The 20200-nt window shown below is 62.6% G+C and carries 16 protein-coding genes; 7 read left to right on the top strand and 9 right to left on the bottom strand.

Features of this window, described 5'->3' with window-relative positions; translation table 11 throughout:
• Positions 1-65: 65 nt before the first annotated feature.
• Positions 66-1658 carry an ABC-F family ATPase gene (locus BG57_RS19915; RefSeq protein ID WP_035967439.1) on the top strand — a complete coding sequence of 531 codons (1593 nt, stop codon included), beginning with the start codon at positions 66-68 and terminating at the stop codon, positions 1656-1658.
• Positions 1659-1780: 122 nt separating this feature from the next.
• Here the strand turns inward: BG57_RS19915 and BG57_RS19910 are convergent, their stop codons facing one another.
• The 3 genes from BG57_RS19910 to BG57_RS19900 form a co-directional block, all read right to left on the bottom strand.
• Positions 1781-1984, bottom strand: coding sequence for a DUF1289 domain-containing protein (locus BG57_RS19910; RefSeq protein WP_035967438.1), 204 nt, complete (start codon positions 1982-1984; stop codon positions 1781-1783).
• Between the two features lie 25 nt (positions 1985-2009).
• Complete coding sequence (locus BG57_RS19905; RefSeq protein ID WP_035967434.1) at positions 2010-3188, bottom strand: phospholipase A; 1179 nt, start codon at positions 3186-3188, stop codon at positions 2010-2012.
• A gap of 166 nt (positions 3189-3354) precedes the next feature.
• On the bottom strand, positions 3355-4689 hold the full coding sequence (locus BG57_RS19900; RefSeq protein ID WP_035967433.1) for an Nramp family divalent metal transporter: 1335 nt from the start codon (positions 4687-4689) through the stop codon (positions 3355-3357).
• Between the two features lie 589 nt (positions 4690-5278).
• Here BG57_RS19900 and BG57_RS19895 point away from each other — a divergent pair.
• The 4 genes from BG57_RS19895 (at position 5279) to BG57_RS19880 (ending at position 9330) form a co-directional block, all read left to right on the top strand.
• On the top strand, positions 5279-6334 hold the full coding sequence (locus BG57_RS19895; RefSeq protein ID WP_052005906.1) for a polyamine ABC transporter substrate-binding protein: 1056 nt from the start codon (positions 5279-5281) through the stop codon (positions 6332-6334).
• A 121-nt stretch (positions 6335-6455) separates the two neighbouring features.
• The gene (locus BG57_RS19890) at positions 6456-7613 is read left to right on the top strand and encodes an ABC transporter ATP-binding protein (RefSeq protein WP_035967482.1); all 1158 of its coding nucleotides are present in this window, start codon (positions 6456-6458) and stop codon (positions 7611-7613) included.
• Entirely contained in the window at positions 7610-8512 is a 903-nt protein-coding gene (locus BG57_RS19885) for an ABC transporter permease subunit (protein WP_035967480.1), read from the top strand. Before BG57_RS19890 ends, BG57_RS19885 begins: the two co-directional genes overlap by 4 nt.
• A complete protein-coding gene (locus BG57_RS19880) occupies positions 8512-9330 on the top strand; it encodes an ABC transporter permease subunit (RefSeq protein ID WP_035967479.1) in 819 nt (272 codons plus the stop codon). Before BG57_RS19885 ends, BG57_RS19880 begins: the two co-directional genes overlap by 1 nt.
• 45 nt (positions 9331-9375) lie before the next feature.
• Here BG57_RS19880 and BG57_RS19875 read toward each other — a convergent pair whose 3' ends face one another.
• The 3 genes from BG57_RS19875 to mfd all read right to left on the bottom strand — a co-directional run bounded on the left by BG57_RS19875 (position 9376) and on the right by mfd (position 16005).
• Complete coding sequence (locus tag BG57_RS19875; protein WP_035967431.1) at positions 9376-10380, bottom strand: threonine/serine dehydratase family protein; 1005 nt, start codon at positions 10378-10380, stop codon at positions 9376-9378.
• A gap of 21 nt (positions 10381-10401) precedes the next feature.
• Entirely contained in the window at positions 10402-11625 is a 1224-nt protein-coding gene (gene argE, locus BG57_RS19870) for an acetylornithine deacetylase (protein ID WP_035967429.1), read from the bottom strand.
• Positions 11626-12525: 900 nt separating this feature from the next.
• Positions 12526-16005, bottom strand: a complete 3480-nt coding sequence (gene mfd / locus BG57_RS19865) for a transcription-repair coupling factor (RefSeq protein ID WP_035967428.1) — start codon at positions 16003-16005, stop codon at positions 12526-12528.
• Between the two features lie 201 nt (positions 16006-16206).
• Here mfd and ispD point away from each other — a divergent pair, with 201 nt between their 5' ends.
• Both ispD and ispF read left to right on the top strand, forming a co-directional pair.
• Positions 16207-16866: a 2-C-methyl-D-erythritol 4-phosphate cytidylyltransferase gene (gene ispD, locus BG57_RS19860; RefSeq protein ID WP_229753808.1), complete on the top strand. Its 660-nt coding sequence runs from the start codon at positions 16207-16209 to the stop codon at positions 16864-16866.
• 46 nt (positions 16867-16912) lie between these two features.
• Positions 16913-17404, top strand: a complete 492-nt coding sequence (gene ispF, locus BG57_RS19855; RefSeq protein ID WP_035967426.1) for a 2-C-methyl-D-erythritol 2,4-cyclodiphosphate synthase — start codon at positions 16913-16915, stop codon at positions 17402-17404.
• Between the two features lie 40 nt (positions 17405-17444).
• On the opposite strand, the gene BG57_RS19850 is transcribed toward ispF, so the two are convergent.
• From BG57_RS19850 to BG57_RS19840, 3 genes are all read right to left on the bottom strand, one after another.
• On the bottom strand, positions 17445-17969 hold the full coding sequence (locus BG57_RS19850) for a carboxymuconolactone decarboxylase family protein (RefSeq protein ID WP_035967425.1): 525 nt from the start codon (positions 17967-17969) through the stop codon (positions 17445-17447).
• A gap of 109 nt (positions 17970-18078) precedes the next feature.
• Positions 18079-18627 (bottom strand): peroxiredoxin, encoded by a 549-nt coding sequence (locus BG57_RS19845; RefSeq protein ID WP_035967424.1) that lies wholly within the window; start codon positions 18625-18627, stop codon positions 18079-18081.
• 181 nt (positions 18628-18808) lie between these two features.
• Entirely contained in the window at positions 18809-20179 is a 1371-nt protein-coding gene (locus BG57_RS19840) for an ATP-binding protein (RefSeq protein ID WP_035967422.1), read from the bottom strand.
• Positions 20180-20200 lie beyond the last annotated feature (21 nt).

Genomic DNA, 20200 nt, shown 5'->3' with positions numbered 1-20200 from the left:
AAAGCCCGGCTAAAAGCTGCTAAACTCTTAGGTTTTTCGTCGTACACCATTCAAAAGGACGCGCCGTGCTGTCTACCGCCAATATCACCATGCAATTCGGGCCGAAGCCTCTCTTCGAGAACATTTCGGTCAAGTTCGGCGAAGGGAACCGCTACGGCCTGATCGGGGCGAACGGCTGCGGCAAGTCGACCTTCATGAAGATCCTCGGCGGCGACCTGGAGCCGAGCTCCGGCAACGTCATGCTCGAGCCGAACGTGCGCCTCGGCAAGTTGCGCCAGGACCAGTTCGCGTACGAAGACATGCGCGTGCTCGACGTGGTGATGATGGGCCACACGGAAATGTGGGCCGCGATGACCGAGCGCGACGCGATCTACGCGAACCCCGACGCCACCGACGACGACTACATGCGCGCCGCCGAACTCGAGGCGAAGTTCGCCGAATACGACGGCTACACGGCCGAAGCGCGTGCGGGCGAACTGCTGCTGGGCATCGGCATCAATATCGCCGATCACACCGGGCCGATGAGCAACGTCGCGCCGGGCTGGAAACTGCGCGTGCTGCTCGCGCAGGCGCTGTTTTCGAAGCCGGACGTGCTGCTGCTCGACGAGCCGACCAACAACCTCGACATCAACTCGATCCGTTGGCTGGAAGACGTACTGAACCAGTACAACTCGACGATGATCATCATCTCGCACGATCGACACTTCCTGAACCAGGTCTGCACGCACATGGCGGACATGGACTACGGCACGTTGAAGGTCTATCCGGGCAACTACGACGACTACATGCTCGCCAGCACGCAGGCGCGCGAGCGCCAGCAGGCGGCGAACGCGAAGGCGAAGGAACGCGTGGCCGACCTTCAGGACTTCGTGCGCCGCTTCTCGGCGAACAAGTCGAAGGCGCGTCAGGCGACCAGCCGCCTGAAGATGATCGACAAGATCAAGATCGAAGAATTCAAGCCGTCGTCGCGGCAGAATCCGTTCATCCGTTTCGACTTCGAGAAGAAGCTGCATAACATCGCGGTCGTGGCCGATGGCATCACCAAGAAATACGACCGGACCATCTTCGAGAACTTCAGCCTGAGCGTGCAGCCGGGTGAGCGCATTGCGATCATCGGTGAAAACGGCGCGGGCAAGACGACGCTCCTCAAGTCGCTGAAGGGCGCCGTGGAACTGGACGGCGGTACGGTCAAGTGGGCGGAGAACGCGAACGTCGGCTACATGCCGCAGGACACGTACGAAGAGTTCCCGAAGGACGAGACGCTGACCGAGTGGATCGATCAGTATCGACAGGAAGGCGACGACGACCAGATGGTGCGCGGCACGCTCGGCCGGCTGCTGTTCAACGCAGACGACATCCGGAAGAACGTGAAGGTGCTGTCGGGCGGCGAGAAGGGCCGCATGATCTGGGGCAAACTGATGCTCGGCCGCCACAACGTGCTGCTGATGGACGAGCCGACCAATCACATGGACATGGAGTCCATCGAATCGCTGCAGATCGCGCTGGACAAGTACGAGGGTACGCTGGTGTTCGTGTCGCACGACCGCGAGTTCGTGAGCGGGCTGGCGAACCGCATCATCGAAGTGCGCACGGATGGCACGCTGCGCGACTTCGGCGGCAATTACGAAGATTTCCTGACGAGCCAGGGCATTCAGTAAGAAGCCGCAGGTTAAGACGCAGAATCGAAAAAAGCCGCGAAAGCGGCTTTTTTCGTTTGGAGCGCGGGTTTCGTCGTTGCTGGCAAGCCCACAACTCCGAGTTCACTCCGCCTAAAGGCGTCTCAGAGCTTGTCGTTTCTGAAGCGCATGGCCGTTCCCTCGCGCGTGATCCGCTCCCAGATCGCGCGCTTCTCTTCATCGTTCAGAAAGACCCAGTTCGATACTTCGCCGGCCGTGCGGCCGCAGCCCTTGCAGACGTCGTCGAAAAGCGTGGAGCAAACGCCGATGCACGGGCTGTCGGGGAGGTCGTGGAGAATCGAAGCCATGAGCGTAGAGGTCGGGAAAAAAGAATTAGCGGGCAATACTGTAGCCTATCCGCGCGATCCAGTGATGGCGCTGGTTGTAGTCCAGAATGTCCTCGCCATAGCCGTTGAAGTAGCTGACGAACACGTATCCGCCCCAGGCGCTGCCGATCAGCTTGGCGAGCGGATATGTCACGTTCGAATCGATGCTGCCGTACCAGTGCTTCGTGCCCTTGCGCAGCGTGGTCGCGAGCTGCCAGCCGTCGGGGCTGCCATATTTCACGAGAAAATCGACGTAGCCGCGATAGTCGGCGATATCCTCGTTACCGCTCTTCGACAGGTAGTAATAGAACTTCGGCGACAGCGTCAGGTGATTGCTTGCGATATCGCCGAAGTCCCACGTCGGCCGGACGAACGCGATGTTGATCGCACGCGACTCGTCACCGCTCTTGCCATTGGATTCATGTCCGATGCCCGCCGCCACGCCCATGCGCGTGAAGAGCGGGCTTTTCCAGCCGGTGTCGTCGACGGAATAGAAGACTTGAGGTTGATAGCTCGTGTCGCGAAACGGAGCAGACGGCGCGGACAGGTTCCAGATGGACGTCTGCGTGTAGGCGAAATAGAGGTTGTCGAGAAAGCCCCGCGAGCGCGGATCGTCGGGCAGATGCAGCCGGTACTTGAAGCTGAACTGGAACTTGGCGAGGTTGTCGCCGTTCTTGCCATCGGCGAAGTAGATCGGATCGAAGGTCGAGAAGCGGCCCGCGAGCATCGTATCGACGGTGGCCGGCGGCGTGTCGACCCGCGCAGCGGCGCTCGCCAGTTGCGCGGGCGTCGCCGCTTGCGCTTCGCGTTTTTCGGCCGCAACGACCTGCGTCTGGTTCTCGCCCCGGTTCAACGTGACGAGCATCGGCGATACGTCGAAGCCGACCGGATCGATCTTGACCGTGCCGCGCGCCGACTCGGGCCACGGCGCCGAATAACGGACCCGGCGATACTGCCCCGGCGCCAGGCGCAGACGATCGGGCGTCGCCGCATCGCGGGTCAGCACGAGCGGCGCGGGCGGCAAATCGCCGTTCGTCAGTTGCACGGTGAGTTGTTTCGGCAGGTCGATGGTGAGCGGCTGTTTGTCGTCGTCGGTGTAGAGCAGCGTGAGTTCGAGCGGTTGCGAGGCAGCCGCTTCGCGCGGCGGTTGCAGCACTGCGACTGTCGCTTGCGCGTGGGTCGCCATTACGAGAAGCGCGAATGCGAGACGCGCGTGGCGTCGAACAGGCGGGAAGGAGAGCATCGGTGAATCCAAAGCCATCAGGCGGGCATCCTTTGTCGAAGAGCGACGGTGCGCGACGAGGCGTCATCGTAACTGCGCGTCGCGAAACCTGCCTGTTACAGCGCAAACGTCATTGCCCGACCGCGGCCTGCCACAGCATCGAGGCATTGAGCACCACGATGAGCCCTGCGCACGTCCACGCGAGCGCGAGCGGCACCCGGGCGACGCGCCAGCGGCCCATCAGACCCGCATCGGAGGCGAAGCGCACGAGCGGAATCACCGCGAGCGGCAATTGCAGGCTCAACACGACCTGCGTGGCGACCAGCAGCGCGTTCGAGCCGTGCTGGCCGAAGCTCGCCACAGCCGCGAGCGCCGGGCCGATCGCCAGTCCACGCGTGAGCAGCGCCCGCGCCCAGCGAGCCATCTTCAGTTCGAGGAAGCCCTCCATCACCGCCTGGCCGGCCAGCGTGCCGGTGACGGTCGCGTTGAGTCCGCAGGCGAGCAGGGCCGTCGCGAACGCGATGCCCGCCCAATGACTGCCGACGAGCGGCGCAATGAGCCGATGCGCGTCCGCCAGATCGTCGACCTGGGAATAGCCGGACGTATGAAACACCGCCGCGGCGACGATCAGCAGCGACGCATTGACGATGAACGCAATCGCGAGCGAGGCAAACGTGTCGATGTTCACGCCGGTGAGCGCGTCGCCGATGGTCTCGTCGTCCCGCTGCGGCGCATGGTGCTTCACCAGCGACGAGTGCAGATACAGGTTATGCGGCATCACCGTCGCGCCGAGCACGCCGGCTGCGAGCCAGAGCATGCCGGCATCGCGCAGCAGCGCCGGCGGCGGCGCAAAGCCCATGAGCGCGTCGTGCCAGACGGGATGCGCGAGAACAAGCTGAACCACGAAGCAGAAGCTCACGAACAGAATCAGTGCGGTCACGGCGCGTTGCAGAGGCCGCTTGCCGCCGCGTTGCAGCGCGAGCATTGCGAAGGTGCCGACGGCCGAGCACAGCACGCCTGCCGTCAGCGAGAGCCCGAACAGCATCTGCAACGCGACCGCGCTGCCGACGACTTCGGCTACATCGCACGCAATGATCGCGACTTCGCACGCGAGCCACAAGACGACGGTCGTGCGCCGGCTATAACGCTCGCGGCAAAGCTGGGCGAGGTCGCGCCCGGTGACGACGCCCACGCGCGACGCGACCCACTGCAGCAGCATGCCCATCAGGCTCGCGAGCAGGACGACGAAGAGCAGTTGATACCCGTAGCGCGCGCCGCTCGACAGCGCCGTCGCCCAGTTGCCGGGGTCCATGTAGCCCACGGCGACGAGCGAGCCTGCGCCGGCAAACGAGTACCAGCGGCCGCGTGCACGGCGAGGCCGGTCGTCGCGCGCGCCAGAAGCCGGCGACGGCGCGCCGGACTTGGCGTTGGATAGCTGGGCAAGCGCGGACGGATTGGTGTTCATGCGGACGTTGGCCTCGAATAGCGGTGCAACGGCGCACTCGGGCGGCGGCGGGAACGCCGTGCCACGGTAGCGTGCGTTGCGGGTGATGGCGACGCTTTTCGCGACGCACGTCGAACTGGCTAGCAACGACTGTTCCGCTGGCTATTCGTCAGGCTGGCGCGTTCCCTTTATTCGCGATGCCGGCGAGCGGCGCGGCACAGGAACGGCCGTCACGAATAATGACATCGCAGAGCGTCCGCACACTGTCGTTCCACTTGAGCAAAGTGGTTTTATCGGGTGCCGCACGGCGGGATTAGGGGCTAAAATGCGCGCACTTTCCGTGGGCGGCAACGGCCAGCCGCAGCGCGAGGGGCGTTCGCTTCGTGTGCTTTGCGCGACAGGCGGCGCATTATTTTTTGTCGGCCTTCGGTTTAATGGTAGTTTTCGGGTTTTTAGGGGCGCTGCGAGCGGCACGCGCACGACAGAATCGCGCGGCGACGTCGTCGACCAAGTCGGACAAGGGAGAAAAGAGATGAACGGAAAACTGGCGGCTTGCGCTTTGAAGCGAGTCAGGCTGGGACAACTCGCGGGTGCGCTCGCCTGCGCGGCGATGCTGCTTCCGCTCGCGGCATCGGCGAAAGACACGCAGCTCAACGTGTACAACTGGTCGGACTACATCGCCAAGGACACGATCCCCAACTTCACCAAGCAGACCGGCGTCAAGGTGAAGTACGACAACTACGACAGCGACGATACCCTGCAGGCCAAGCTGCTGACCGGCAATTCCGGCTACGACATCGTCGTGCCGACGAGCAATTACGCCGGCAAGCAGATCGCAGCGAACATCTTCTCGCCGCTCGACAAGTCGAAGCTGCCGAACCTGAAGTATCTCGATCCCGAACTGATGAAGCTGGTCGCGGGCGCAGACCCGGGCAACCAGTACTCGGTGCCCTGGGCTTACGGCACGACCGGACTCGGCTATAACGTCGACAAGGCCAAGCAGATTCTCGGCGCGAACACCGCGCTCAACAACTGGGACATCCTCTTCAAGCCCGAGAACATCTCGAAGCTGAAGGCGTGCGGCGTCTCGGTGCTGGATGCGCCCGACCAGATGTTCGCGGCGGCGCTGCACTACCTCGGCAAGGATCCGATGAGCACGAATCCGGCCGATTATCGCGAAGCGCTCGCGATGCTCAAGAAGATTCGCCCGTACATCACGCAGTTCAACTCCTCCGGCTATATCAACGACATGGTCGGCGGTGATATCTGCTTCGCGTACGGCTGGTCGGGCGACGTGGTGATCGCGAAGCATCGCGCGATCGAAGCGAAAAAGCCGTTCAAGATCGAGTACTACATTCCGAAGGGCGGCGCGCCCGTGTGGTTCGACGTGATGGCGATCCCCAAGGACGCGAAGAACAAGGAAGCGGCGCACGAGTGGATCAACTACATCGAGACGCCGCAGGTTCATGCCGCGATCACCAACGCGGTGTATTACCCGAGCGCGAACCTCGAAGCGCGCAAGTACGTAGACAAGGACGTGGCGAACGATCCGGCGGTGTATCCGCCGCAGGACGTCATCAAGACCTTGTTCCTGCTCAAGCCGTTGCCGCCGGAAATCCAGCGTCTGCAAACGCGGCTGTGGACCGAATTCAAGTCCGGCCGCTGAGTTGAAACAGCCGGTTATTCATTGAAATGACGAAGCCCTCGGACCTCCGGGGGCTTTGTTCGTGATCCGTCGAACGCCGGCGGAGTCGCGGACGACAGATGCAGGAGTCGAACAGGCAATCATGAGTGAGCAGTCGAGCGCGTTGAAGGCAGCGCCACAATCGGGAAGTGCGTCATCCGGTCAGAGCACGGGCGACGACTTCGTGAGGATCGTCGATGTCGTGAAGAGATTCGACGAAACAGTGGCCGTGAAGGGCGTGAATCTGTCGGTGAGAAAGGGCGAGCTATTCGCGCTGCTCGGCAGTTCGGGCTGTGGCAAGTCGACGCTTCTGCGCATGCTCGCGGGCCTCGAGTCCGTGACCGAAGGGCAGATTCTGATCGACGGCGAGGACCTCGCGAGCATGCCGCCGTATCGCCGGCCGGTGAACATGATGTTCCAGTCGTATGCGCTCTTTCCGCATATGAGCGTGGAATCGAATGTCGCGTTCGGACTGAAGCAGGAGGGCGTGAAGGGCGGCGAGCTGAAAGACCGCGTGCACAACGCGCTGCAGCTCGTGCAGATGGCGCAATACGCGAAGCGCAAGCCGCATCAGCTTTCGGGCGGCCAGCAGCAGCGCGTCGCGCTCGCGCGCAGCCTCGTCAAGCGCCCGAAGCTGCTGCTCCTCGACGAACCGATGTCCGCGCTCGACAAGCAGATTCGCCAGCGCACGCAGATCGAGCTCGTCAACATTCTCGATCAGGTGGGCGTCACGTGCATCATGGTGACGCACGACCAGGAAGAGGCCATGACGATGGCCAATCGCATCGCCGTGATGAGCGAAGGCCGGATCGTGCAGCTCGGCACGCCGCACGAAGTCTATGAGTATCCGAACAGCCGCTTCTCGGCGCAGTTCATCGGCTCGACGAATCTCTTCGATGGCAACGTCGTCGAGGACGAACCGGATCATATCTTCATCGAATCGCCGGAACTGCCCGTGCGCCTCTATGTGAGCCACGGCATCACCGGGCCGCTCGGCATGCCGGTGACCATCTCGGTGCGGCCGGAGCGCATCGCGCTCACGCGCAAGCCGCCCGAGGGCGCGTTCAACTGGGGCCGCGGCAAGGTGACGAACATCGCGTATATGGGCGGCTATTCGCTCTATCACGTGATGCTCGAAAGCGGCAAGACGGTGGTCGCGAACGTGACGAGCCTCGCGCTCGGCGAGATCGATTCGCCTACCTTGGACGACGAAGTCTACGTGCGATGGAGCGCGCAGGCGGGCGTGGTGCTGACATCATGAAGATCGCCGAGCGTCTGGGTCTGTCGGGCCGCACCGCGGTCATCGCCGGGCCGTATCTGTGGCTGCTGCTGCTGTTTTTCGTGCCGTTCCTGCTGGTCGTGAAGATCAGCTTCGCGGACAGCCAGCTCGGCATTCCGCCGTACACGGAACTGCTGACGATGAAAGAGGGCGTGATGAACATTGCGCTCGATTTCTCGCACTACGCGTTTCTGCTGACCGACAGCCTGTACTTCGCGACGTACATGAATTCGCTGCTGGTCGCGGCGGTATCGACGGTGCTGTGCCTGCTGATCGGCTACCCGATGGCGTATTACATCGCGCGGTCGAATCCGGAAACGCGCAATCTGTTGATGATGGCCGTGATGCTGCCGTTCTGGACGTCGTTTCTCATTCGCGTGTATGCGTGGATCGGCATTCTGAAAAACAACGGATTGCTGAACAATTTCCTGATGTCGATCGGTCTGATTCATTCGCCGATCGAGCTGTATCACACGAACATCGCGGTGTATATCGGCATGGTGTACTCGTATCTGCCGTTTCTCGTGATGCCGCTATACGCGCATCTCGTAAAAATGGACCTGACCTTGCTCGAGGCCGCCTACGATCTAGGCGCGAAGCCGTGGAAGGCGTTCCTGCAAATCACGCTGCCGCTGTCGAAGAACGGCATCATCGCGGGCTGTCTGCTCGTGTTCATCCCGGCGGTGGGCGAGTACGTGATTCCCGAACTGCTCGGCGGCGCGGATACGCTAATGATCGGCCGGGTCATGTGGAACGAGTTCTTCGATAACGCCGACTGGCCGATGGCCTCCGCCGTCACCTGCGCGATGGTGCTGTTGCTGCTCGTGCCGATGGCGCTGTTTCAGCACTTCCAGGCGAAGCAACTGGAGGAGAAGCGATGATCAAGCCGAGCCGTTCGCTGCAGATCACCTCGCTCGGGATCGGATTCGCGTTCCTGTATATCCCGATCATCAGCCTGATCGTCTATTCGTTCAACGACTCGCCGCTCGTCACGGTGTGGACGGAATTTTCGTTGAAGTGGTATCGCGCGTTGTGGACCGACGAGGAACTCATCAACGCGGCGTGGCTGTCGCTGCGAATCGCGTTTTTGACGGCGTGCGCGTCGGTCGTGATCGGCACCTGGGCGGGCTTCGTGCTCGCGCGCATGGGGCGGTTTCGCGGCTTCACGCTGTACACGGGCATGATCAACGCGCCGCTCGTGATTCCCGAAGTCATTCAGGGCATTTCGCTCTTGCTGCTGTTCGTCGAAATGGCGAAGCTGATCGGCTGGCCGGCGGGGCGCGGACTGTTCACGATCTGGGTCGGGCACGTGATGCTGTGCATTTCCTACGTGGCGATCATCGTGGAATCGCGTGTGCGGGAGTTGAATCCGTCGCTGGAAGAAGCGGCGCTGGACCTCGGCGCGACGCCGCTGCGCGTGTTCTTTTCGATCACGCTGCCGCTGATTTCGCAGGCGCTCGTCGCGGGCTGGCTCTTGTCGTTCACGCTGTCGATCGACGATCTCGTGCTATCGGCGTTCCTGTCCGGACCCGGCTCGACGACGCTGCCGCTCGTCGTGTTTTCGCGTGTGCGTCTCGGGCTGAATCCGGAGATGAATGCGCTCGCGACGTTGTTCATCGCGCTGGTCACGGCGGGCGTGATCGCGGCGAATTACTTCATGCAGCGAAGTGAAAGAAGGCGGCTCGCAGCGGTGATGTGATCGCGAAGCGGCCCGTTCATAACGGGCCGCTTCGTCATGTGGCGATCAGGCGTGGGCCAGGTGCCGTCCGAAGGTCGCGGCATCGGTGTTGGTCCCGCAGAGCAGCACGCCGACGCGCTTGCCTTGCAGGCGTTCACGCAGCGGACCGAGCAGGGCGGCCGTGGCCGCCGCGCACGCCGGTTCCACCGCCAGCTTCAACTCGTTGAACAACTGCTGCATCCCGTGCCGCAATGCGTCGTCCGACACGGTGACGACTTCATCGATATGGCGCCGGCACAACTCGTAGCTGTACTGCTCGGTATGCGGCGCCATTAGCGAATCGGCAATGCTGTGCATCGCGCCCATCTTCACCGTATGGTTGGCGGCAAAGCTGCGGCTCATCGCGTCCGATCCTTCCGGCTCGACGCCGTACACATGCAGCGACGGATTGGCGAGACGCATTGCCGTCGATACCCCCGCAGCCAGCCCGCCACCGCCGATCGGCAGAATCACCGCTTCGAGATCCGGGGCCTGTGACGTCCATTCATAGCCGAGCGTCGCCGTGCCCAGCACCGTGCGATAACCATTGAACGGATGCACGAAGAAGCGTCCTTCTTCCGCTTCGATGCGCCGCACGATCTCGAACGCTTCCGCGACGTTATCCGCAAACACGACGTCCGCGCCGAAGCGGCGGCATAGCGCGACGCGCGCCGGGCTCGCGTTCTTCGTGATGACGACCTTCGCGCTCACTTCCATGCGGTGCGCCGCATACGCGACCGCGACCGCATGATTGCCCGCCGATACGCAGGTCACGCCGGCGGTGCGCTCGTCGCTATCGAGTGCAAGAAGGTTCGAGAACGCGCCGCGCGCCTTGAAGGTGCCGCTTGCCTGCAGCAGTTCGAATTTAAACGTGACCGGCGTGCCTTCGAGCGTCGGAAAGTCGTGACGTTCGAAGACAGGCGTGCGCGCGACCCAGGGCATGAGCGCCATGTGCTGCTCGGCGATGTCGTCGAGCGTGGGGATGGGCGTGCCGTCGATCGTATTGTCGGAATGCTGCGTGGCTGTGGACATGGCTCTTGTTGATCCGAAGATTCAGCGCGCCTGCGCTTCCACCGACATGCTGTGAATGAACTTGCCGAGGAACGCTTCGCACGCGGCAAGCTGCTCGAGCGAGACGTACTCGTTCGCCTTGTGAGCCTGTTCGATGTTGCCCGGCCCGCACACGATGCTCGGCACGCCGGCGAGCGCGAAGAGTCCTGCTTCGGTGCCATAGGCGACCTTGCGCTTCTCCTGATTCTCGGTGAGCGCGCGCACGAGTTGCGTGATGGCGGCCTGCTCGGTCGCGTCGAGCCCTGGCGCGGATGCGATCTTCGAGAATTCGATAGCCGCGTTGCCGTTCTCCTTGAGCATCGTCGGCACGAGTGTCTCGCGTGCATACGATTCGATGCGGGCGAAGATGCGCTCGGGGTCCATCGTCGGCAAGTTGCGGAATTCGAAGTCGAAGCTGCATTCGGCGGGCACGGTGTTGATCGCGTTGCCGCCCTTGATCGTGCTCGTTTGCGCGGTGGTGAAGGGCACGTCGTAGAGTTCGTCGAACGGACCTTGGGCGCGGAATTCGTCGGCCACATCGCGAATGAAGCAGATGAGCCGCGCGGCGTATTCGATTGCGTTCAGGCCTTTCGGCGTCAGCGACGAATGCGCTGCGGCGCCGCGCACGCAGCATCGGAATGCGTTGATGCCTTTATGCGCGATGATGGGTCGCATCGACGTGGGTTCTCCGACGATGCAGCCGTCGGGCCGCACGCCACGCTTTTGCAGGTCCGCGATCATCAGCGGGGCGCCGGCGCAGCCGATTTCTTCGTCGAAGGAAAGTGCGAAGTGGATGGGCTTGGCGAGCCTGGTTGCCTGCATCGTCGGGAGCAGGGCGAGGGACGCGCCGATGAAGCCTTTCATGTCACACGAGCCGCGCCCGTAGAGCAGGCCGTCGCGCACTTCGGGCTTGAAGGGATCGCTCGCCCAGTCCTGTCCGTCGACGGGTACGACATCCGTATGACCTGAGAGCACGATGCCGCCGTTCGTCTCGCCGTCGTGCGCTGGAACGGTCGCGAAGAGGTTGGCCCACTTGCCGCGCGGATCGGTCGTGATCGTCGATTCGATGCCCGCGGCGCGCAGTTCGTCGCGCACGGTTTCGATCAGGCCGAGGTTTGGGTTGCGGCTCACCGTATCGAAGGAGATCAGCCGTTTTGTCCACGGCAGGGATTTCAGGTCTTGCGAATCGGAGGCTTCGAGATGCGCCGAGGCAGCGATCTGTGACATTTTTTTACTCCTGCGGGTAGGGGTTGATCATAGCGCAAAGTTTTGGTGCTGGCCGGTATGGGGGGCGTGGGCGTTCTTTTGCGTGGCGGTTCTTCTTATTTGTGAACTTGTATTCGTGTCGGTCTATTAGCGCGCCCCTCCCCGGGGCAGGGGTCACTTTCTTTGCCGCTGCAAAGAAAGTAACCAAAGAAAGCAGCTTTTCTTGAACCGCACGATGCACTGACCTGCGTGGCCACTCCGTAGAACATCGGTGGCACTCAGCTTGTAAAGAGCCTTGAATCACCTTCCGCGCCCGCTGAGCATCAACGTCCTCCGAGCCCCTTGGCTCGTCAACACCAACGTACGTAACGCGCCACACATTAAAAGACGCCTCTAACGCAATTCGAAGCCCAAAAAGTACAAACCTAAAATCACAAGCCAGAAGCCAGAAGCCAGAAGCCAGAAGCCAGAAGCCAGAAGCTACAGCAATGCCAACGGTCACAAGAAAGCGGCAGGCACCGGCGAACAAGAAGCAAGATTAGCTTTGCGCCAGCGAGTGCCTGATGGCGCACGAGTCTAGAGTGACGATAAATGTCCGCGTAGCGGATGCGTTCCGCGTGGTGCCGAGCGTCCTGCTGGTTTTGACGAGCCAAGGGGCTCGGAAGACGTGGCGCTCAGCACGCGTGGAAGATAATTCAAGGCTGCTAATTAATTCGAGTGCCACCGACGTTGTACGGCGTGCTCACACAAGTTAGTGCATGGGCGGTTCAGAAAAGAGCCGTTTCTTTAATTACTTTCTTTGCATGGGACCAGAGGAAGGCGCTAAAGCGCCAGCTCTGGTCCACAGCACAGAAAGTGACCCCCGCCCCGGAGAGGGGCGCACTAACAGACCGACACGAAAAACCGAAGGCCTAAAAAACCTCACCGCGTAGCGACGACCGCAGCCTGCCGAACCGGCGCCCCCAACGCCCGCAGCGTCTCCTTAACCGTAGAAATCCTCACAGCAAGGTCCGGACTGCGAGATTCGATCCGCAACTTGTCCTGCCCAGCGAGCTTGATGTGCTTATGCTTCTGCACCATCTCGATGATCCGCATCGCATCGATCGGCGGATTCGGCACGAACTGCATCGAAATAGAAAGCTCCGCCGCATCGATCTTCGATATGCCAAGCGGCTTCGCCGCAAGCCGCAACCGATGCGTTTCCACCAGCGCATGCGCCTGCGCCGGCAGCTTGCCAAAGCGGTCCACGAGCTCTTCGAGAATGCCATCGATCGCATCGCTCGATTCGCAATTCGCCAGCCGCTTGTACAACGACAAGCGCTCCTGCACATCGCCACAGTAATCAGCAGGAAGAATCGCCGGCGCGTGAAGATTGATCTCCGTCGTCGCAGCGAGCGGCGCATTGAGATCAGGCTCGCGGCCATCCTTCAGCGCACGCACCGCATCGTTGAGCATGTCCGTATAAAGCTGGAAGCCAATCTCGTGAATCTCGCCCGATTGCTTGTCGCCCAGCACTTCGCCCGTGCCGCGAATCTCGAGGTCGTGCATCGCCAGATAAAAGCCCGAGCCGAGTTCCTCCATCTGCTGAATCGCCTCCAGACGACGCTGCGCCTGCTTCGTCAGCGATTGCGGATCATGCACCAGCAAATACGCATACGCCTGGTGATGCGATCGTCCGACGCGCCCGCGCAACTGATGCAACTGCGCAAGACCGAACTTGTCCGCGCGATGCATGAGAATCGTGTTCGCACTCGGCACGTCGATGCCCGTCTCGATGATCGTCGTGCACAACAGCACGTTCGCGCGCTGCCCGACGAAATCGCGCATCACGCGCTCGAGTTCGCGCTCGTGCATCTGTCCATGCGCCACCGCAATACGTGCCTCGGGCACCAGCGCTTCGAGCATCGCGCGCCGGTTCTCGATCGTCTCGACTTCGTTGTGCAGGAAGTACACCTGTCCGCCGCGCTTCAGTTCGCGCAGCATCGCCTCGCGGATCACGCCATCGTCCTCACGCCGCACGAAAGTCTTGATCGCAAGGCGCTTTTGCGGCGCAGTCGCGATCACGGAGAAATCGCGAAGACCCTCCAGCGCCATGCCGAGCGTGCGGGGAATCGGCGTGGCGGTGAGCGTCAGCACATCGACTTCGGCGCGCAACGCCTTGAGCGCCTCCTTCTGACGCACGCCGAAGCGATGCTCCTCGTCGATGATCACGAGCCCCAGCCGCTTGAACTTCACATCGCTCGACAAGAGCTTGTGCGTGCCGATCACGATATCGACGGTTCCTTCGTTGATCTGCTGCACCGCCGTCGACACTTCCTTGCTGCTCCGGAAACGCGATAGCTCCGCGATGCGCACCGGCCAGTCGGAGAAGCGGTCCGTGAACGTCTGCGTGTGCTGTTCGGCAAGCAGCGTCGTGGGCGAAAGTATCGCTACCTGCTTGCCGCCCATCACCGCGATGAACGCCGCGCGCAACGCAACCTCCGTCTTGCCGAAGCCCACATCGCCGCAGACGAGGCGATCCATCGGCTTGCCGCTCGTCATGTCGGCAATCACGGATGCGATCGCCGCCGCCTGATCGGGCGTCTCTTCGAAGCCGAAGCTCTCCGCGAACTTCGTGTAGTCGCGCGGTTCGAGCTTGAACGCAAAGCCCTGGCGCGACGCCCGGCGCGCATACAGGTTGAGCAGTTCGGCGGCCGTGTCGCGAATCTGCTGCGCAGCCTTGCGCTTGGCTTTGTCCCACTGACCCGAACCTAGCTGATGCAGCGGCGCGCTATCCGGATCGGCGCCGCTGTAGCGCGAAATCACATGTAGTTGCGCGACCGGCACATACAGCTTCGATTCGTTCTGATACTCGAGATGCAGAAACTCGGTCTCGCCTTCGCCGAGATCCATCGACACGAGGCCCATGTACCGGCCGATGCCATGCTGGGCATGCACGACCGGATCGCCGACCTTGAGTTCGGCCAGGTCGCGCACCATCGATTCGACGTTGCTCGCCTGTTCCTGGCGGCGCCGCCCCGCGCGGCGCGCAAGCGGGCCGTATAGTTCGGTCTCCGTAACGATGGAGAGCTTTTCCGCCGGCAGCGCAAAGCCATTGGCCAGCGGCGCGATGCCGAGCGTGAACTTCGCGTCGGACGCGAGCCACTCCTGAAACGTATCGTGCAACTCGCCGCGCAAGCCGTTATCCGCGAGCAGTTGCTGGATCGTCTCGCGGCGGCCCGCCGATTCCGCGACCAGCATCACGCGATTCTCGGTCTGATCGAGATAGTGGCGCAGCGCGAGCAGCGGTTCGTCGGCATGACGATCGATCGCGAGACCCGGCAAAGGCACGGCCCAGCCGCCTTCGGGCGTCGCCGGGAACTTCAGTTGCGCGAATGGCTTCGCGAACGTGAAAAAGTCGTCGTCGGTCAGGAAAAGACGACGCGGTTCGAGGAGCGGCCGTTCGCGGTCGTGCGAAAGGAAGTTGTAGCGCTGCTTCGTGTCGTGCGTGAAGCGCTTGATCGCCGCATCGAGATCGCCGATGAATGCAAGCTGCGAGCCTTCCGGGAGATAGTGGAAGAGCGTCGCGGTCTCGTCGAAAAAGAGCGGCAGATAATATTCGATGCCCGCCGACGGCACGCCATTGCCGATGTCCTTGTAAATCTGCGAGCGGCTCGGATCGCCCTCGAAGACTTCTCGCCAGCGGCTGCGAAACGCGGTGCGCGCCGCTTCATCGAACGGAAATTCGCGGCCCGGCAACAGGCGCACGTCCTTCACCGGATACAGGCTGCGCTGCGTGTCGGGATCGAACGCGCGGATGGAATCAACCTGATCGTCGAACAAGTCGATGCGATACGGCAGCGGCGAGCCCATCGGATAAAGGTCGATCAGCGAGCCGCGCACGCAATATTCGCCGGGACGCACGACCTGGCTCACGTGCTCGTAGCCCGCGAGCGTCAGTTGCGCCTTCAGCTTCGCTTCGTCGAGGCGCTCACCCTGCGTGAACGAAAACGTATAGGCCGCGAGGAACGAGGCCGGCGGCATGCGGTACAGCGCGGTCGTCGCGGGAACGATGAGGATGTCGCAGCGTCCTTCGCCGAGATCGTGCAGCGTGGCGAGACGCTCGGAGACGAGATCCTGGTGCGGCGAGAACGTGTCGTAAGGCAGCGTTTCCCAGTCGGGCAACAGGCGCACGCGGGCATCCGGCGCGAAGTAGGGCAGTTCGGCGGCGAGGCGCTGGGCATCGACCGCGCTCGCGCAGAGCACCGTCAAAAGCGGCACCGCTTCGAGATGAGCGGCGCGATAACGGGCGATGGCGAGCGCATCCGAGGAGCCGGAAGCGCCGTCGAACACGAAACGCTGGCCTGCCTTGACGAGCGCGATGGGAGACTGGGACTGCGCGGTAACGGCTTTCGAGGACATAAGGTGTGCATTGAACCGTCGGCGCGCAGCGTCAAAAGCCGCGCGCCGGACGTGGTCGCGAAAGACCTATTATAAAATCCGGGCTTCACTTTGACTTGGCCACATGATTCTCTCGTGACTTCGCCCGCCGCCCCGTCTACCACTGCGCGTCTGTTCGCGCTGATTCCCTGCGCCGGAACCGGCAGCCGATCCGGCGCGCCGATGCCGAAGCAATACCAGACGGTCGCGGGCCGGCCGATGCTCGGCTACACGCTTGCCGCATTCGACGCGTGTCCCGAATTCTCGCAGACACTCGTCGTGCTCGCACCGGACGATCATCATTTCGACGCGCGCCGCTTCGCCGGGCTGCGTTTCGTCGTCCAGCGCCGCGGCGGGGCGTCGCGGCAGGCGTCGGTGTACAACGGGCTCGTCGCGCTGCGCGAATTCGGCGCGCGCGACGACGACTGGGTGCTCGTGCACGACGCCGCGCGTCCCGGCATCACGCCGGAACTGATTCGCAAGCTCGTCACGGAACTGCGCGACGATCCCGTCGGCGGCATTCTCGCGCTGCCCGTCGCGGATACGCTCAAGCGCGTCGCACCGAACATGCCCGATGCGCCGTCGGGCGGCCCGCGCATCGCCCGCACCGAATCGCGCGATGGCCTGTGGCAGGCGCAGACGCCGCAGATGTTCCGCGTCGGCATGCTGCGGGAAGCGATCGAGCGTGCGCGTCACGACGGCCACGATCTCACCGACGAAGCCAGCGCGATCGAATGGCTCGGTCACTCGCCGAAGCTCGTGCAGGGCAGCCTGCGCAACTTCAAGGTCACTTATCCGGAAGACTTCGGTCTCGCCAGCGCGATCCTTTCCGCGCCGGTGTAATGCCCGCAACGACCGGTCACTCACTCATTACAGCAAGGTTGCATCGATGGATTTCAGAATCGGACAGGGATACGACGTGCATCAGCTCGTCGAAGGACGCGAGCTCATCATCGGCGGCGTGAAGGTTCCGTATGAACTCGGCCTGCTCGGCCACTCCGACGCCGACGTGCTCTTGCATGCCATCACCGATGCGCTGTTCGGCGCAGCCGCGCTCGGCGATATCGGCCGGCATTTTCCGGACACGGCGACCGAGTTCGCGGGCGCGGACAGCCGCGTGCTGCTGCGCGAAGCGGCCAAGCGCGTGTCGGAAGCGGGCTTCGCGATCGCCAACGTGGACAGCACGGTCATCGCGCAGGCGCCGAAGCTGGCGCCGCATATCGAGGCGATGCGCGCGAATATCGCGGCGGATCTCGATCTGTCCATCGATCGGGTGAACGTGAAGGCGAAAACCAACGAAAAGCTCGGCTATCTCGGCCGCAAGGAAGGCATCGAGGCGCAAGCCGCCGTGCTGCTGCGCCGTACGTCGATCGACCATTGAGCGGCACACGCCGCGCTCGCGAAGCGCGGCGCTGGACGGCTTATTTTCCCTCGGCCGCGATCGTCAGCGCGACTGCGCCGATCACCGCGGCGATGCGGCCTACGTCGCGCAGTTGCGTCAACGTCATGCCTTCGGTGACGAGATTTTCGTAGTGCGACTTTACGCAGAAGTGGCACTTGCCGATGATCGACGCCGCGAGCGCGTACATCTCGAAGCGCCGCTTGTCGACGCCGCCATGCGACGCATACGCGTTCATCCGCAATCCGGCGGGCTGGGTCTTGAGTTCGGCGTTGTCGGCCATCTCCAGATACGGATACCAGACGTTGTTCATGCCCATCAGCGCGGCGGCGGTCAGCGCGGCATTCGTCTCTTCCGGCGACAGCACGTCCGCGTTACGGATGATCTCCACGAGTTTCGTCGCTTTGGCGGCATACGCGGCGGCGAGCGCAACGCCGACCGCGTCATTGCCTTGCAGCGACGAACGCGCGATCGTGCCGTCGATGTTCAGGCGAATGTCCTTCGCGTAATCGGGGACCAGTTCCTTGATCGAGGAAAGGAATTCCACTGACTTCTCCTATTCGGTGGCAAGCGATGGCGACAAAAAACCCGCCGGCTCCCGAGCGTGGGCTCGAAAGAGGGCGGGCTTCACGCATGAGGCTCGAAGTGTCGCGCGCTTAGAGCGTCGCGCCGCCGACCGCGCGGTTGCACGGGCAGAGTTCATCGGTCTGCAGGCCGTCGAGAATGCGCAGCACTTCTTCGGGATTGCGCCCCACGTTCAGATTGTTCACGGACACGTGTTGAATGACGTTGTCCGGATCGACGATGAACGTCGCGCGCAGCGCCACGCCCGCTTCCTTGTCACGCACGCCGAGCTGATCGATGAGTTCGCCCTTCACGTCGCCGAACGAATAGTGGTTCAGCTTGTTGAGGTCCTTGTGCTCGCGACGCCATGCCAGCTTCACGAACTCGTTGTCGACGCTGCCGCCCATAAGAACCGCGTCACGGTCTTCGAAATCGTTCGCGAGCTTGCCGAATTCGACGATTTCGGTCGGGCAGACGAAAGTAAAGTCCTTCGGATAGAAGTAGATGATCTTCCACTTGCCCGGGAAGGACTGCTCGGTAATTTCCTCGAACGCCGACTGTCCGTTTTCTTCGTGGTGGTTGAAACCCGGCTTTGCAGCGGTGACGGTGAATGCTTCGACTTTATCGCCAACGGTCTTCATGCAAACGCTCCTGTGTTCGTTGAATGGACAACTCAAGCCAAACTACCGGAAAGCCGTAACGCGCGCATGACACCGTCCTGGGCGTTCACCGTGCGTCGAACCGAAACATCATAACCCCGCGAATTCGCGGCTTCAAAAGTTTATGCCTAATGAAGCGGATAGGTTTTTCAAATGGCGCCGCTCAGTCGCGCGGACCGTCGAACCGTGCGCCCTTCATTTGCGGGAAGTCGATCGTCACTTCGAAGCCGGGTAGCGGCGTGCGATTGCGCAGTCTCAGCGTGCCGCGCTGACGGGTGACGAGCCGCTGGACGATCGCCATGCCGAGGCCCGTGCCGTTCGCCTGCGTGCGCGCCGTGTCCACGCGATAGAACGGCCTCGTGATCAGCCCGATCTGGTCGTCGGGGATGCCACGTCCTTCGTCCATCACCGACAGTTCGACCCGACCATGCGCGACGCGCGTTTGCAGCGTGATTCGCGCAATATCGTCGCGCTCGCTGCGGCCATATTTACGCGCGTTTTCCAGCAGATTGCCGACGACACGGCGCGCATCGGTCGGATCGCCCTCGATGATCGCGCCGGGCGCGAGGTCCGTGCGCATCACGACGCCATCGTCGGCCTGGAAGCGCACGGCGAGTTCGCTGGCGATCATCGACAGATCGACGGCCTCGGGCATGCGCTGCATCGGCCGCGCATAGTCGAGGAAGCGCCCGATGATCATGTCCATCTGCTCGATGTCGTCGATCATCGCGAGCTTCGTCGCTTCGTCGGACGGGCTCATTTCGGTTTCGAGCCGCAGACGCGCGAGCGGCGTGCGCAGGTCGTGCGAGATGCCCGCTAGCATCAGCGCGCGATCGGCCTCCAACTGCTCGAGGTTCTGCACCATCTGATTGAAACTGCGATTGGTCTCGGCGGCGACGCCCATGCCGCGGTCGGGCAGCGGTTCCGGCGACTGTCCCGAGCCGACTTTGCGCGCCGCGAGCGCGAGACGTGCGAACGGACGGTTCACGAGACTCGTGATGAACGCCGCGCCGAACAGCGACAGCGCGAGCGCGAACACGCCCCAGCCGGCCCATTGAAGGCCCGTGACGGTGTCGAGCTGATCGCGGTCGAGCGCGACCCAGTAGTCGTCGTCGTCGATCTTGAAGCTGATCCACACGCCGGGAATATCGTTCACCGACTGCGCGATGATGGTGTCGTTGCCGAGCCGCCCGCGCACGTCGCGCTCGATCAGCCGGTTGAGCGATTCGTCGGGCTGAAGGCGATATTTGTCGGTCGTCTCGCGCGGATACACCCGCACGCCCTCGTTGCTTTCGAGGTCCTGAAGCAGCGCGCGGCGCAGGTCGGGATCGGAATAGAGAAGGGCAGTGCGCGTGAGTTTGACGACGGCGACGAGTTGAAGCGCCACGCGCTGCGCGCGCGGCTCCCGCTCGATTACGCGAAAGCTCTGGAACCATGCAGTGAGACTGACCGCGATGAGCAGCGCGATCAGCGCGAAGGTTCGCCAGAACAGGCCGCCGAACGCAAGCGCCAGTAGCCGCCTGTCGATGCGCATGGGTCTATCGGGTTCCGCCCG

Source organism: Caballeronia grimmiae, assembly GCF_000698555.1.
Classification (GTDB): Bacteria; Pseudomonadota; Gammaproteobacteria; order Burkholderiales; family Burkholderiaceae; genus Caballeronia; species Caballeronia grimmiae.
Note: the sequence above shows the minus strand (reverse complement) of the source record. Positions and strands in the feature narration are given on the sequence as shown.

Coding starts and splice junctions, on each gene's coding strand:
- BG57_RS19875 (WP_035967431.1), bottom strand. CDS start 10,380: ATGTCCACAGCCACGCAGCATTCCGACAATACGATCGACGGCACGCCC.
- BG57_RS19890 (WP_035967482.1), top strand. CDS start 6,456: ATGAGTGAGCAGTCGAGCGCGTTGAAGGCAGCGCCACAATCGGGAAGT.
- argE (WP_035967429.1), bottom strand. CDS start 11,625: ATGTCACAGATCGCTGCCTCGGCGCATCTCGAAGCCTCCGATTCGCAA.
- BG57_RS19885 (WP_035967480.1), top strand. CDS start 7,610: ATGAAGATCGCCGAGCGTCTGGGTCTGTCGGGCCGCACCGCGGTCATC.
- BG57_RS19900 (WP_035967433.1), bottom strand. CDS start 4,689: ATGAACACCAATCCGTCCGCGCTTGCCCAGCTATCCAACGCCAAGTCC.
- BG57_RS19905 (WP_035967434.1), bottom strand. CDS start 3,188: ATGGCGACCCACGCGCAAGCGACAGTCGCAGTGCTGCAACCGCCGCGC.
- BG57_RS19910 (WP_035967438.1), bottom strand. CDS start 1,984: ATGGCTTCGATTCTCCACGACCTCCCCGACAGCCCGTGCATCGGCGTT.
- ispF (WP_035967426.1), top strand. CDS start 16,913: ATGGATTTCAGAATCGGACAGGGATACGACGTGCATCAGCTCGTCGAA.
- BG57_RS19840 (WP_035967422.1), bottom strand. CDS start 20,179: ATGCGCATCGACAGGCGGCTACTGGCGCTTGCGTTCGGCGGCCTGTTC.
- BG57_RS19895 (WP_052005906.1), top strand. CDS start 5,279: ATGCTGCTTCCGCTCGCGGCATCGGCGAAAGACACGCAGCTCAACGTG.
- mfd (WP_035967428.1), bottom strand. CDS start 16,005: ATGTCCTCGAAAGCCGTTACCGCGCAGTCCCAGTCTCCCATCGCGCTC.
- BG57_RS19845 (WP_035967424.1), bottom strand. CDS start 18,627: ATGAAGACCGTTGGCGATAAAGTCGAAGCATTCACCGTCACCGCTGCA.
- ispD (WP_229753808.1), top strand. CDS start 16,207: ATGCCGAAGCAATACCAGACGGTCGCGGGCCGGCCGATGCTCGGCTAC.